Annotated in this window: 13 protein-coding genes; 7 read left to right on the top strand and 6 right to left on the bottom strand. The window is 70.6% G+C overall.

Features of this window, described 5'->3' with window-relative positions:
- Positions 1 to 965 (bottom strand): C40 family peptidase (locus ACWDUA_RS23560; protein ID WP_449753447.1); only part of this gene is annotated, 965 nt, incomplete at its 3' end.
- Complete coding sequence (locus tag ACWDUA_RS23555; protein ID WP_449753446.1) at positions 965 to 1,324, bottom strand: type VII secretion target; 360 nt, start codon at positions 1,322 to 1,324, stop codon at positions 965 to 967. The genes ACWDUA_RS23555 and ACWDUA_RS23560, both read right to left, overlap by 1 nt.
- A gap of 124 nt (positions 1,325 to 1,448) precedes the next feature.
- On the opposite strand from ACWDUA_RS23555, the gene upp reads away from it, so the two are divergent.
- Complete coding sequence (gene upp / locus ACWDUA_RS23550; protein ID WP_449753445.1) at positions 1,449 to 2,072, top strand: uracil phosphoribosyltransferase; 624 nt, start codon at positions 1,449 to 1,451, stop codon at positions 2,070 to 2,072.
- 39 nt (positions 2,073 to 2,111) lie between these two features.
- On the opposite strand, the gene ACWDUA_RS23545 is transcribed toward upp, so the two are convergent.
- From ACWDUA_RS23545 to ACWDUA_RS23535, 3 genes are read right to left on the bottom strand one after another with little or no spacing between them, the layout of a single operon-like run.
- Positions 2,112 to 2,909 (bottom strand): ABC transporter ATP-binding protein, encoded by a 798-nt coding sequence (locus ACWDUA_RS23545; RefSeq protein ID WP_449753444.1) that lies wholly within the window; start codon positions 2,907 to 2,909, stop codon positions 2,112 to 2,114.
- Between the two features lie 39 nt (positions 2,910 to 2,948).
- Complete coding sequence (locus ACWDUA_RS23540; protein ID WP_449753443.1) at positions 2,949 to 3,587, bottom strand: hypothetical protein; 639 nt, start codon at positions 3,585 to 3,587, stop codon at positions 2,949 to 2,951.
- Between the two features lies 1 nt (position 3,588).
- Complete coding sequence (locus ACWDUA_RS23535; protein ID WP_449753442.1) at positions 3,589 to 4,392, bottom strand: purine-nucleoside phosphorylase; 804 nt, start codon at positions 4,390 to 4,392, stop codon at positions 3,589 to 3,591.
- A 114-nt stretch (positions 4,393 to 4,506) separates the two neighbouring features.
- On the opposite strand from ACWDUA_RS23535, the gene ACWDUA_RS23530 reads away from it, so the two are divergent.
- Complete coding sequence (locus ACWDUA_RS23530) at positions 4,507 to 5,214, top strand: enoyl-CoA hydratase/isomerase family protein (protein ID WP_449753441.1); 708 nt, start codon at positions 4,507 to 4,509, stop codon at positions 5,212 to 5,214.
- A gap of 80 nt (positions 5,215 to 5,294) precedes the next feature.
- Positions 5,295 to 6,491: an amidohydrolase gene (locus ACWDUA_RS23525; RefSeq protein ID WP_449753440.1), complete on the top strand. Its 1,197-nt coding sequence runs from the start codon at positions 5,295 to 5,297 to the stop codon at positions 6,489 to 6,491.
- A 411-nt stretch (positions 6,492 to 6,902) separates the two neighbouring features.
- Here ACWDUA_RS23525 and ACWDUA_RS23520 read toward each other — a convergent pair whose 3' ends face one another.
- Positions 6,903 to 7,385: a gamma-glutamylcyclotransferase gene (locus tag ACWDUA_RS23520; protein ID WP_449753439.1), complete on the bottom strand. Its 483-nt coding sequence runs from the start codon at positions 7,383 to 7,385 to the stop codon at positions 6,903 to 6,905.
- An 81-nt stretch (positions 7,386 to 7,466) separates the two neighbouring features.
- Here ACWDUA_RS23520 and ACWDUA_RS23515 point away from each other — a divergent pair, with 81 nt between their 5' ends.
- From ACWDUA_RS23515 to ACWDUA_RS23500, 4 genes are all read left to right on the top strand, one after another.
- Positions 7,467 to 8,231, top strand: a complete 765-nt coding sequence (locus ACWDUA_RS23515) for a DNA alkylation repair protein (RefSeq protein WP_449753438.1) — start codon at positions 7,467 to 7,469, stop codon at positions 8,229 to 8,231.
- Between the two features lie 212 nt (positions 8,232 to 8,443).
- On the top strand, positions 8,444 to 9,847 hold the full coding sequence (locus ACWDUA_RS23510; RefSeq protein WP_449753437.1) for an NAD(P)H-quinone dehydrogenase: 1,404 nt from the start codon (positions 8,444 to 8,446) through the stop codon (positions 9,845 to 9,847).
- Positions 9,848 to 9,946: 99 nt separating this feature from the next.
- A complete protein-coding gene (locus tag ACWDUA_RS23505; protein WP_449753436.1) occupies positions 9,947 to 11,326 on the top strand; it encodes a hypothetical protein in 1,380 nt (459 codons plus the stop codon).
- Positions 11,319 to 11,768 (top strand): hypothetical protein, encoded by a 450-nt coding sequence (locus ACWDUA_RS23500; protein ID WP_449753435.1) that lies wholly within the window; start codon positions 11,319 to 11,321, stop codon positions 11,766 to 11,768. The genes ACWDUA_RS23505 and ACWDUA_RS23500 overlap by 8 nt, the downstream gene beginning before the upstream one ends.
- Positions 11,769 to 11,770 lie beyond the last annotated feature (2 nt).

Genomic DNA, 11,770 nt, shown 5'->3' with positions numbered 1-11,770 from the left:
TTGGTCATCGGTGCTGGTCGAGCGTCCGCTGTGGTCGTTGGAGACGCGGGTGTAGATGATGGCGCGCATATGCACATGCTCGCACATCCGGCCTCCACCAGCTGCTGGTTCCCGATGTACATCGCCACATGGCCGTCCCACACCGCCAGATCGCCGGGCATCAGGTCGCCCTGGGCGACCGGTGTCCCGGCGGTGTCCTGATCCTGTGCCAGCCGCGGCAGCTCCACGCCGGCCTGCCGGTAGGCCCACTGGGTCAGCCCGCTGCAGTCGAAACCGGCAGGGGTGGTGCCGCCCCATACATAGGGCACGCCCTGCTGGCCCAGCGCGGCACGCACGGCGGTGGCCGCCCGCTCGTTCGGGGCGTAGGCCACCGAACCGTCCGGGAGGGTGATCGCCACACCCTCGCCGCGGGGCACCGCCCCCGGTCCGCGCGTCGATGTGGACGCCGGCACGGCCACGGGAGCCTCGTTGTGGCCCAGTGCCATCAGCGCCGCGGTGTCGCCGGACAGCTCGCCTCGGGTGCGGTCGACCACCTCCACCCCCCGGCCGATCAGTCCGACCGCGACGGGAACCAGCGCGGTCAGACCCGCCGGGGTGAACACATCGGGACCCAGGGAGTTCGCGACCCGTGTGAACTCGTCGACCAACTCGTCGAGTCGTTCGGCCGCCACCCGGATGCGCCCGGCCGCGGTCTCGGTGAGGGCCACGATCTGCGGGTCGTCGTCGGTGATCGAGGTGGTCAGTGCCGCGGTGCGCCGGGCCGTGTCGACGGCCGCGTCACCACCGTCGCCCGACCACTCGTGGGCGACGGCGGCGCTCGCGGCGAGTGCGTCGTCACGGGCCGCCTCGAGATCCGGGGCCAGGGTGCGCAGTGCGGTGACCGGATCGTCGCCGGGCAACATCCCCGTTCCCAGTGCGGTCAGCAGAATCCGCAGCGGCACGATCAGCAGATCGACGGCGGACATCAGGCCGACACCTCGGTGTCGGGTGTGTCCGTCCGGGCCACCGTGCGAGCCGCCCCGGTATCGGCGGCGACGTACGAGTTCGCGGCGGTGGTGGTCTCGGTGCCGATCCGGGTGTGCCGGGCGGTGACGTCGGAGAGTCGACGGCGGCGGGACCCGAGCAGCTCGCCGAGCGCGGCGAGGTATTCCGCACCGATCACCCCGAACGTCATCGTGAGCGGTCCGACGTCGACGGCGCCGGCGTGGGCGCCCACGCGATGGGCGGCCAGTGACTGCCGGCCGGCGTAGGTGTTCAGGGCGTCGGGGGAGACGGCCGTCCCCGATGTGTCGGTCCCGGAAGCGGTGGTCGGGTGCTGGGTCATGGGAACTTGGACGCAGCGGCGAGCACCCGGGTTCCCGTGACCGAGATATCCGTCACGGGTCCATCGCGATCACCTGGCCATGCGGCGGGCCGTCGGGGTGGCGGCGCACTAAGGTCTGTAGGCCATGCAGGTACACCTCGTCGACCACCCACTCGCGGCGGCACGACTGACCACGATGCGCGACAAGCACACCGGCAACGCGGCCTTCCGTGCGGCACTGTCGGATCTCACCCAGATGCTGGTCTACGAGGCGCTCGCCGACGCCCCGGTCGACGTCGTCGGCATCGAGACCCCGATCAAGGACTGCGCCGGCACCCGGCTGGCCGCGCCACCGCTGTTCGTGCCGGTGCTGCGCGCGGGTCTCGGCATGGTCGAGCAGGCCCACGCGATGGTGCCCGAGGCGTTCGTCGGCTTCGTCGGCGTGGCCCGCGACGAGGCCACCGCGCAGCCTGTGCCCTACCTGGAATCGCTGCCCGACGACCTGGCCGGACAGCCGGTGTTCGTCCTCGATCCCATGCTGGCCACCGGCGGGTCGATGCTGCACACCCTTGACCTACTGGTGGCGCGCGGCGCCACGGACATCACCGTGCTGTGTGTGGTTGCTGCACCGGAAGGTGTTGCAGCACTGGAGAAGTCGGGACACCCGGTGCGACTGTTCGTCGGTGCGGTGGACGAGGGACTGAACGAGGCGTCCTACATCGTGCCGGGTCTCGGGGATGCCGGCGACCGTCAGTTCGGGCCGCGCTGATCACACCGGCCGCACGTCTCATCGGGCCGAACCGGTCACTCAGGCGGCCACCGCCGACCAGCGGCCGTCGTGGCGGCGCACGCTGACCGCATGGTCGAAACAGGCGCTGATCGTCGTCGACGTCAGGGTCTGATCGACCTCGCCGGCGGCCACCACCTCGCCCTCGCGCAGGAGCATCGCATGGGTGGTGCTCGCCGGCAGGTCCTCGAGGTGATGGGTGACCAGCACGCTCGCGAGTCCGGGCACATCGGCACGCAGCCGATCGATCGCCGACAGCAACTTCTCGCGCGCCGCCAGATCGAGCCCGGTGGCCGGCTCGTCGAGCAGCAGCAGCGCCGGCTCCGGCATCAGTGCGCGCGCGATCAGGGTGCGGCCGCGCTCACCCTGACTCATCACCGGCCACACCGACCCGCGTCGCCCGGTCATCCCGAGCATCTCCAGCAGGTCGTCGGCACGGGTGTGCTCGGCGTCGGTGTAGGCGTGCCGGCGGTCGAGTTCGGGGGTGTTGGTCAGCCCGGTCAGCACCACGTCGTGGGCGGTGATCGGGACGTCGATCCGCCAGCGCGGATCGACATGCCCGATGTGGGTTCGCAATTCCCGCATGTCCACGCGGCCGAGTCGTTTGCCGAGGACGTCGACGACCCCGGTGGTGGGATGGGCGCGCGCACCGAGGATCGCCATCAATGTCGACTTCCCGGCGCCGTTCGGGCCGAGCAGTGCCCAGTGTTCACCGGGATGCACGGTCAGGCCGACATCGTGCAGCAGGGCGCGTCCGGACCGGATCACGTCGAGATGGGCGGCGTCGAGCACCGGTGAATCCGCGAGATGGGCACACATCGGCCGGGAGTTCCTCCGTCGGTTGGCTGGCGATACCGGTCAGGTCAGGGACCAGTACTGCAGCATGGTCTCGTCGGCCAGCGTCGAACCGTCCTGAGTGATGACCAGGGAGCTCGGCGAGACCGTGTAGGTGGTCGAACCATTCTGCGCCACAAAGCTGTTGCCGACCTGCTGCGGGTAGCCGATCTCGATGGTGTCGCCCTCGGCGAGGCCCTTGTAGTACCACCGTCCGGTCTGGGTGCCGACCTGGCAGATCACCACGCGCGAGCGGGTGGTCTGGCCGATCGCGACGGCGGGATCGTCGGCGGCGTTGCAGCGCGGGCCGCTCAGGAATCCCTGCCAGTCGGCGCCGGACACGGTCACCGACGGATGCGACGTGGTCTGCGTCTGGGTGGGGATCGGTGCACCGCCCTGGGTCTGGGTGACGGTGCTGGTGAACGTCGACGTCGAGGTGGACGGCGTCGACGTCGTCGCGGTGGCCGAATCCGAGTCGGAACCGGTGCGGGTCAGCGCCCATGCCGCGATCCCGGCGCCGATCACGACCAGCAGCCCGATCGCGATCGCCACCAGCACGACCGGCGACGACCACGGTGAGCGCGGTGGCTGTTGGGGCGGTGGCTGTTGGGGCGGTGGCGCCGGGTAGCCGTATCCCTGCGGTGGTCCGGGCGGATAGCTCATCTCACAGTTCCCCCACGATCGTCGCGAGCAGTTCCCCCATCCGCGTCGCCGATGTGCGGCCCACCTCGAGCACCTCGGCATGGTCGAGGGGCTCGCCGGTGATCCCGGCGGCGAGGTTGGTCACCAACGACACCCCGAGCACGTCCAGGCCGGCGGCCCGTGCCGCGATCGTCTCGTGCACCGTCGACATGCCGACCAGGTCGGCGCCGATCGTCCGCAACATCCGGATCTCGGCGGGTGTCTCGTAGTGCGGGCCGGGCAGTCCCGCGTAGACGCCCTCCTCCAGCGACGGATCGATACCGCGGGCGATCGCCCGCAGCCGCGGCGAGTAGGCGTCCACCAGATCGACGAAGTGTGCCCCGGTCAGCGGGGAGCGGGCGGTGAGGTTGAGGTGGTCGGCGATCAGCACCGGCTGCCCCACGCGCATACCGTCGCGCAGACCGCCTGCGGCGTTGGTCAAGACCACCGTGTGCACGCCCGCCGCCGCAGCGGTCCGCACCGGGTGCACCACCCGGGCGAGGTGATGGCCCTCGTAGGCGTGGATCCGCCCGAGCATCAGCAGAACCCGACGATCCCCGATGTGCACCGAGCGGACCGAACCACCGTGACCCGACGCCGACGGCGGGGTGAACCCCGGGATCGACGTCATCGGCATCGTGGCGGTGGCGGCGCCGAAGGCATCGGCGGCCGGTGCCCACCCCGACCCGAGGACCACCGCGACATCGTGGCCGGCAGCATCGGTATGGGAGGCGATCGTGGCGGCCGCGGCGATGGCCGCGGCGTCGGCGTCGACGGTGGGATCCATGATCGCAACCCTAGTGTGCCGAGTACGGCTCGTGGGTGTTTGCCGATCCGCCACGCGCCTCGCCGCCGGCCATCGACCACCACCGGTCGATGGGGCAGGGGATAAGGTCACCTCATGCCATTTCTCAGTGCGCAGCCCACGGTCGCTGACGTCGCCGAGCTGTTCCTCGGCGCACCCGGGTCCGAACTCGACGAGGCCAACCCGGAGAACCGTTTCCGTCTCGAGTGGATCGAGCAGGTCGAGTCCCTGCTCGACACGGCCGTCGCCGACGGCGCCAAGGCCCTCGTGATCACCGCGACCGGCAAGTTCTTCAGCAACGGGCTCGACACCGACTTCATCGCCGCCCACGCGGCCGAGCTGCCGGCCTACCTCGACCGGGTGCACGCCCTCTACACCAAGATCCTGACCCTGCCGGTCCCGACGATCACCGCGATCAACGGACATGCCTTCGGGGCGGGCGCCATGCTCGCCCTGTGCGCCGACCACGTCGTGATGCGCACCGAACGTGGGTTCTGGTCGCTGCCGGAGGCGGCACTGTCGATGCCGTTCACCCGTGGCATGGCGTCGCTGATCCGTACCCGCCTGAGCGACCGCACCGCCACCGAGGCCATGCTCACCAGCCGTCGCTACTCCGCCACCGATGCCGTCGCCGCCGGGATCGTCGACGAGGCCGTTGGCGCCGACGAGTTGCTGGCCCGGGCCACCGCGATCGGTACCGAGCGGGCCCCCCTGGCCGGACCGGCGCAGTCGCTGATCAAGCAGGGGTTGCGCCTACCGTTGCTGGCCGACCTCGCCGTACCGACGCCGCCGAGTCTGCTCTGACGGCGGCCGGGCACACCCCCTGAGCCGGACTCACCGACACCCGTGGGGACGGCACATCTCGAATGAAAAGGACTGAACCGATGGCGGACACCGGGATCGGGGCCGATGCCGGACAGATTCTCGACGTCTGGTTGGCCACCCATCGCGACCAGCTGGTCGGCTGGCGACGACGGATACACGCGTATCCGGAGTTGTCCCGACAGGAGGTCGCGACCACCGAACTGGTGTTGGCCGAACTCACCGCCCTCGGGCTCACGCCGCGGCGGCTGCCGCTGGGCACGGGGGTCGTGTGCGATCTGGGGCCCACGAGCGGCCCGCGGATCGCGTTGCGCGCCGACATGGACGCGCTCCCGATCACCGAACACACCGGCCGGTCGTTCAGCTCCACCGTCGACGGGGTCTCCCACTCGTGCGGGCACGACGCCCACACCGCGATCCTGCTGGGTACCGCGTCGGTGTTGTCGTCGGTGGCCGACCGGTTGCCGGTCGGGGTCCGACTGGTGTTCCAGGCGGCCGAGGAGGTCATGCCCGGAGGCGCGCTCGACGCCATCGCCGCCGGGGTCACCGAGGGAGTCGGCCGGATCTTCGCCCTGCACTGTGATCCTCGGCTCCCGGTCGGTTCGGTCGGACTGCGCGAGGGAGCGCTGACCTCGGCCGCCGACCACATCGACCTGCAACTGCGTTCCCCCGGCGGGCACACCTCGCGTCCGCATCTGACCGGCGACGTCGTCTACGCGATGGGTGCGGTCATCACCGGCCTACCCGGGGTGCTGTCGCGCCGCATCGACCCGCGCTCGGGCACCGTGATGGCCTGGGGCGCAGCGCATGCCGGCAACGCGCCGAACGCCATCCCGCAGGAGGGGCATCTCAAGGGCACCGTCCGCACCGGTGAACATGAGGTGTGGGCGGAGCTGGAATCGTTGGTGCGCAGCGTGATCGGCGAACTGCTGGCGCCCCTTCGGGTCTCGCACGATCTCTCGTACTTCCGCGGGGTGCCGCCGGTGATCAACGACGCGACGTCGGTGGAGATGCTCACCCGTGCGGTCGCCGCGATCGGCCCCAGTGCGGTGGCCGACACCCCGCAGTCACCCGGTGGTGAGGATTTCTCCTGGTTCCTCGAACACGTGCCGGGCGCGATGGCGCGCCTCGGCGTGTGGGACGGACTGGGCCCCCAGCTGGACCTGCATCAGCCGACGTTCGACATCGACGAACGCGCCCTGGACATCGGAGTGCGGACGCTGGCCGGAGTGGTCCTGGGCTTCACCCCCGGGGAGTGAGCGAAACCACCAGCAGGCTCATCGGGTTTCGACGGCCGGGCGGTCTCGTTTCGCGAGGGCGACCTGCTCAACCACCGAATGTGACTCGAGGGGTGCCGCGTTCACGGTGGTTGAGCCGACGAGGAGTCGTGTCGAAACCTCTGCCGCTCGACTACCGAACGTCACCACCTCCGCTGTGCCCACCTTGGAGCGCAAGCAGAGAGGTTTCGACGGACGGGCGGCCTCGCACCCCTTTACGGTGGTTGAGCCGACGAGGAGCGGAGCGAGGAGTCGTGTCGAAACCTCTGTCGGCCGACTACCGAACGTCACCACCTCCGCTGTGCCCACCTTGGAGCGCAAGCAGAGAGGTTTCGACGGACGGGCGGCCTCGCTGCGCGAGGACGACCTGCTCAACCACCGATAGGGGCGGTCTCAGGGCTCTATCGGGCCGGGTCCGGGCCCGACATTGCGGGATTCCCGCAGCCGCAGGTCCTGCACGTAGTCGGCGGGCGCGCCCGCGATCTCGGCGGCCTCCGCCATCACCCCGAGGTAGCGCGCCGACGGCAGGCCGCCTTCGAAGGCGTCGAGCACGTACAGCCAGGCCAGGACACCACCGTCGGTGGTCCGCACGCGGGTGCGGATCTTGCGGTGGATGCCGAGTTCGGAACCCTCCCAGCGGTCCAGGTTGGCCTCGTCCTCGGTGGTGACGTCGTAGAGCACCACGAACACCTTCGCCGCCGGGTCGTCCCGGTCCTCGGCGACGGTCGCGAGCGAACCCTCCCAGCCGATGTCCCCGCCGCCGAAGGTCAGCCGCCAGCCGTGCAGCCACCCGGTACCCGACATCGGGGAGTGCGGCGCACGCTCCGCCATCTGCTCGGGGTGCATGTTGGAACCGTAGGCTGCATAGATCGGCATGTAGGTTCTGACCTGCACTTTCCCGCCGAACCGGGGTTCGGACTGCTCGACTGCTCATCGGTGTGGCCACACGGACCACACATGATCGTATTACGACGACGGCGCTACGGTGTGGGCGTGACGGCCCGCGCGGTGATGAACGAACTCGACGCCCTCGGCGATCCCGGCCGCGCGGCGTCGGCTGCGGGGTTCTTCAAGACCGGTCCCGGGCAGTACGGCGCGGGGGACCGCTTCATCGGGGTGTCGGTGCCGCAGCAGCGGACCGTGGCGCGCGCACACCGCGACCTTCCCCGGCCCGAACTCGACCGGCTGATCGCCTCCCCGGTGCACGAACATCGGCTCACCGCGGTGCTCATCGCCGCCGAGCAGATGACCCGCGCGATCCGTCGCGGCGACGACGAGCCCGCCGCGCGGATCGTCGACTGGTACCTCGCCGCCGCACGCCGCGGGCGGGTGAACAACTGGGACATCGTCGACGCGTCTGCCGCACCCATCGTCGGACAGTGGCTGCTCGATCGTCCACGCGATCTGTTGACCGAACTGGCCGGCGTCGACGACCTGTGGCTGCGTCGGATCGCGATGGTCGCCACCCACGCCTTCATCCGTGCCGGCGACGCCTCGACCACCCTGGAGCTGGCCGTGCAGTACCTAGAGCACCGAGAAGACCTGCTGCAGAAGGCGACCGGCTGGATGCTCCGCGAGGTCGGCAAACGGGTCGACCGCGGCCTGCTCGTCGCATTCCTCGACGCCCACGCGGCCCAGATGCCGGCGACGATGCTCGGGTACGCGATCGAGCATCTGCCCGCCGAGACCCGCCGGCACTATCGGTCACTGCGGACGCGATGATGTCGTCCGCCGGTTCACCAGGTGTGTCGAACACCTCCGGTTCACCGGTGCGTTCCACTCCGTCGGCGTGCGAGGACTAGGTTGGTACCCGGCGCATCACAGCGGATACACCAACCAGCCCCTGCATGTCCCATGGTGATCCCGACGACATGGCTGCCGGTCGCGTCGACCATTCGGACGTTGCCGGCCCGGGGCGACACGTAAGGAGTGGCATGACCAAGATCGTGATCATCGGCGGAGGCCCGGCAGGCTATGAGGCGGCGTTGGCCGCGGCGGCCTACGGAGCCGACATCACGGTGATCGACTCGGACGGCATCGGCGGTGCCTGCGTCCTGTGGGACTGTGTGCCGTCGAAGACCTTCATCGCCTCCACCGGTATCCGCACCGAGGTCCGCCGCGCCGCCACCCTCGGCATCGACCTGCACTCCGAGGATGCGGTGGTGACCCTGCCGCAGATCCACCAGCGTGTCCGGGATCTGGCCTTCGCACAATCCGCCGATATCCGATCGCGCCTGATCAGCGAGGGTGTGCGGCTGGTCTCCGGTACCGCACGGCTCGAATCCACCCAGCTCGGCGTCTCCACCCACGGTGTGGTGGCCACCCTCCCCGACGGCACCACCGAACGCTACGAGGGCGACGTGGTGCTGATCGCCACCGGCGCCTCGCCGCGTGTCCTGCCCGACGCGATGCCCGATGGCGAGCGCATCCTCACCTGGCGTCAGCTCTACGACCTGGAGAAGCTGCCCGAACACCTCATCGTGGTCGGTTCCGGTGTGACCGGCGCCGAGTTCGTGCACGCCTACACCGAGCTGGGCGTGAAGGTGACCCTGGTGTCGAGCCGCGATCGCGTGCTCCCGCACGAGGACGAGGACGCGGCCCTCGTGCTCGAGGAGGCCTTGTCCGAACGCGGTGTGACCCTGATCAAGCACGCCCGCGCCGACAAGGTGGTCCGCACCGGCGACACGGTGACCGCCTACCTGGCCGACGGCCGCAGCGTGACCGGATCGCACGTGCTGATGACCGTGGGATCGGTGCCCAACACCACCGATCTGGGGTTGGACAAGGCCGGGGTGGAGACGCACCGCGGCGGCTACATCACCGTCGATCGCGTGTCACGGACCTCGGTGGCCGGTGTCTACGCCGCCGGAGACTGCACCGGACTGTTCCCGCTCGCCTCCGTGGCCGCCATGCAGGGCCGCATCGCCATGTACCACGCACTCGGCGAGGGGGTGAGCCCGATCAAGCTGAAAACCGTTGCGTCGGCGATCTTCACGCGTCCGGAGATCGCGACGGTTGGGGTGTCGCAGACGGCGATCGACGCCGGCGAGTACCCGGCCCGCACCGTGATGCTGCCGCTGTCGACCAATCCGCGCGCCAAGATGAGCGGTCTGCGTCGCGGCTTCGTCAAGATCTTCTGCCGGCCGGCCACCGGTGTGGTGATCGGTGGTGTGGTGGTGGCCCCGACGGCGTCGGAGCTGATCCTGCCGATCGCGGTGGCGGTGCAGAACAAGCTCACGGTGTCGGATCTGGCGTCGACGCTGTCGGTGTATCCGTCGCTGTCGGGGTCGGTGACCGAGGCGGCACGTCAGCTCGTTCGCCACGACGACCTGGACTGATCTCCGGCGGCACCACTCGGTGCACAGACACACGCACACCCCGCCACCGGGCCCGATCCGGCGGTACCCTCACCTGGATCGGGCGGGGACACGAGGGGGATGCGTGTGTGGGACGAGACCAGGAGAGCCGGACAACACAAGCGGTCCGCGGCCGGGGAACCGCCCGGTGCCGGCGCCCAGACGCCGTGGTCGCAGCTGGGGATCGGCGAGGTGCTCGGCATCCTCGAGACGATGGACGGCGGAGCCGCACGCGGTGACGTGGAGGCGCTGCGCACCGCGATCGCCGCGGTGCGCGCCGTGGCCCACAGTCTGCGCACGGCCTTCGGCGACGACCAGCTGATCGGTCTGGCCGCCAACTCGGCGGTCGAGCGGGCCGCGTCCTTGGCAGCACGGATCGACAACGGCGTGGACTCCGTCGAGGCGGGTGCCGACGCCATCGAGTCGGCTGCCGGGGTGGTCACCGGCGCCCAGGGCAACATCCCATGGCTGCGCGTCCAGCAGCAACGTCTGCGTGATCACCCGGACACCGCGGCCTCGATCCGGTCGGCGGTGTCCTCCACCATGTCGGGCACCTACAGCTCGCCGATGATCGCGGTGTCGGGCACGCTGCCGTCACCGGGTGCGCCGGCCGAAGATTCCACCTTCACCGGGACCGGTGCCGGCGACTCGACGCAGAGCTCCGGGATCGGCGGCGGTGGAGGTGATCTCGGCGGTGGGCGGGGGCAATCGGGTCTGATCGCCGACGTCGACGACCCGGGCGGCGGCGGACCCGGGGGCTCGGGACCACCGTCGGCGGCGGTGGCGCCCACGGGCGCGGTACCGGTCTCGGCCGTCCCCGCCGTGCCGTCGGTCCCCGGCGGCGGTCCGCCGACGGGCGCCGGTCGCGGTGGTGACGACGCCGCTGTGCTCACGCGTGGCGGCCTCGGCGCCCCGCAGCGCGGTGGGCGCGGGGTGGGTGCGCCGTCGGACGATGTCGGCGGCGGGTCCGCACCCTCTGCCGCCGGTCCGGCCGAAGGGGGTGGAAGCGGTTCGGGAGCAGGAGAAGCCGGCATCGGTGTCCCGGCCGTGCAGCCGATCGCGTTCGCCCCGCCCACGGTGCCTCCGGCACCGGCCGGCGGGGTGCCGGCCGGTGCCGGAGTCCCGTCGGCCGGGGCGCCCGGTATGCGACCCGCGATGCCCGCAGGTGGCGCCCCCGGCGGGGGTGGCGGTGGGCGCGATCTCAAGCACCGGCCGCCGGGATACCTGCACCACGACGCCCATGGCCGGGAGATCGTCGGCGATCTCCCGCTCGTCGGTCCGGCGGTGCTCGGTGACTGGGGTCCGCAGGCCATGCCGCCGATCACCGAACCCGGCGATCCGATCCTGGATCTGCCGGTCGACGAGGTCGGCTCGCAGGCGATCGCCGGTGATCTCGCCTCGGATGCAGACGATTCCGTATCCGACGTCCGGGCGTCGGGGATGACCGATCGCGATGGATGACCCTCATCGATCGCGCCGGATCGACCGGATCCCCGGTGCGATCTCCGGCCTCGTGGACCGCGTCGCCGACCCGGAGATCGACGCCTGTCTCGGCGCACTGGTGACCACGGTGATCGATCTGACCGACGTTCTCGCCGAGCCGCCGGTCCGAGAGGCGTTGTCGCAGTGGCGAGAACACGGCCGCGTGTCCCCGGCGACCCGCGGCCGGCTCGACGCCGCGGTCTCCCGTCACGAGCTCGACGCGTCGGTCGCCCATCGGTCTGACGATCCGGAGACCCAGCGCCACAAGTTCTTTCGCGCCCGCGCGCTGGAGTGTCTGGCGATCGCGGTGGCCGCCGATCGCCCTGCCGGTGAACGGCTCGGCGAGTGCGCCTACGAGGCGACGATCGCGATGGGTGGCACCGCGGGGGTGGTCGGGGTGCTGGTCGAATACGCGAGGTAGCC

The organism is Gordonia sp. NPDC003376, assembly GCF_053589235.1.
Note: the sequence above shows the minus strand (reverse complement) of the source record. Positions and strands in the feature narration are given on the sequence as shown.

Bases quoted from the DNA above. Each gene is read 5' to 3' on its own strand.
- ACWDUA_RS23555 (WP_449753446.1), bottom strand. From the start codon at position 1,324: ATGACCCAGCACCCGACCACCGCTTCCGGGACCGACACATCGGGGACG.
- upp (WP_449753445.1), top strand. From the start codon at position 1,449: ATGCAGGTACACCTCGTCGACCACCCACTCGCGGCGGCACGACTGACC.
- ACWDUA_RS23545 (WP_449753444.1), bottom strand. From the start codon at position 2,909: ATGTGTGCCCATCTCGCGGATTCACCGGTGCTCGACGCCGCCCATCTC.
- ACWDUA_RS23540 (WP_449753443.1), bottom strand. From the start codon at position 3,587: ATGAGCTATCCGCCCGGACCACCGCAGGGATACGGCTACCCGGCGCCA.
- ACWDUA_RS23535 (WP_449753442.1), bottom strand. From the start codon at position 4,392: ATGGATCCCACCGTCGACGCCGACGCCGCGGCCATCGCCGCGGCCGCC.
- ACWDUA_RS23530 (WP_449753441.1), top strand. From the start codon at position 4,507: ATGCCATTTCTCAGTGCGCAGCCCACGGTCGCTGACGTCGCCGAGCTG.
- ACWDUA_RS23525 (WP_449753440.1), top strand. From the start codon at position 5,295: ATGGCGGACACCGGGATCGGGGCCGATGCCGGACAGATTCTCGACGTC.
- ACWDUA_RS23520 (WP_449753439.1), bottom strand. From the start codon at position 7,385: ATGCCGATCTATGCAGCCTACGGTTCCAACATGCACCCCGAGCAGATG.
- ACWDUA_RS23515 (WP_449753438.1), top strand. From the start codon at position 7,467: ATGATCGTATTACGACGACGGCGCTACGGTGTGGGCGTGACGGCCCGC.
- ACWDUA_RS23510 (WP_449753437.1), top strand. From the start codon at position 8,444: ATGACCAAGATCGTGATCATCGGCGGAGGCCCGGCAGGCTATGAGGCG.
- ACWDUA_RS23505 (WP_449753436.1), top strand. From the start codon at position 9,947: ATGCGTGTGTGGGACGAGACCAGGAGAGCCGGACAACACAAGCGGTCC.
- ACWDUA_RS23500 (WP_449753435.1), top strand. From the start codon at position 11,319: ATGGATGACCCTCATCGATCGCGCCGGATCGACCGGATCCCCGGTGCG.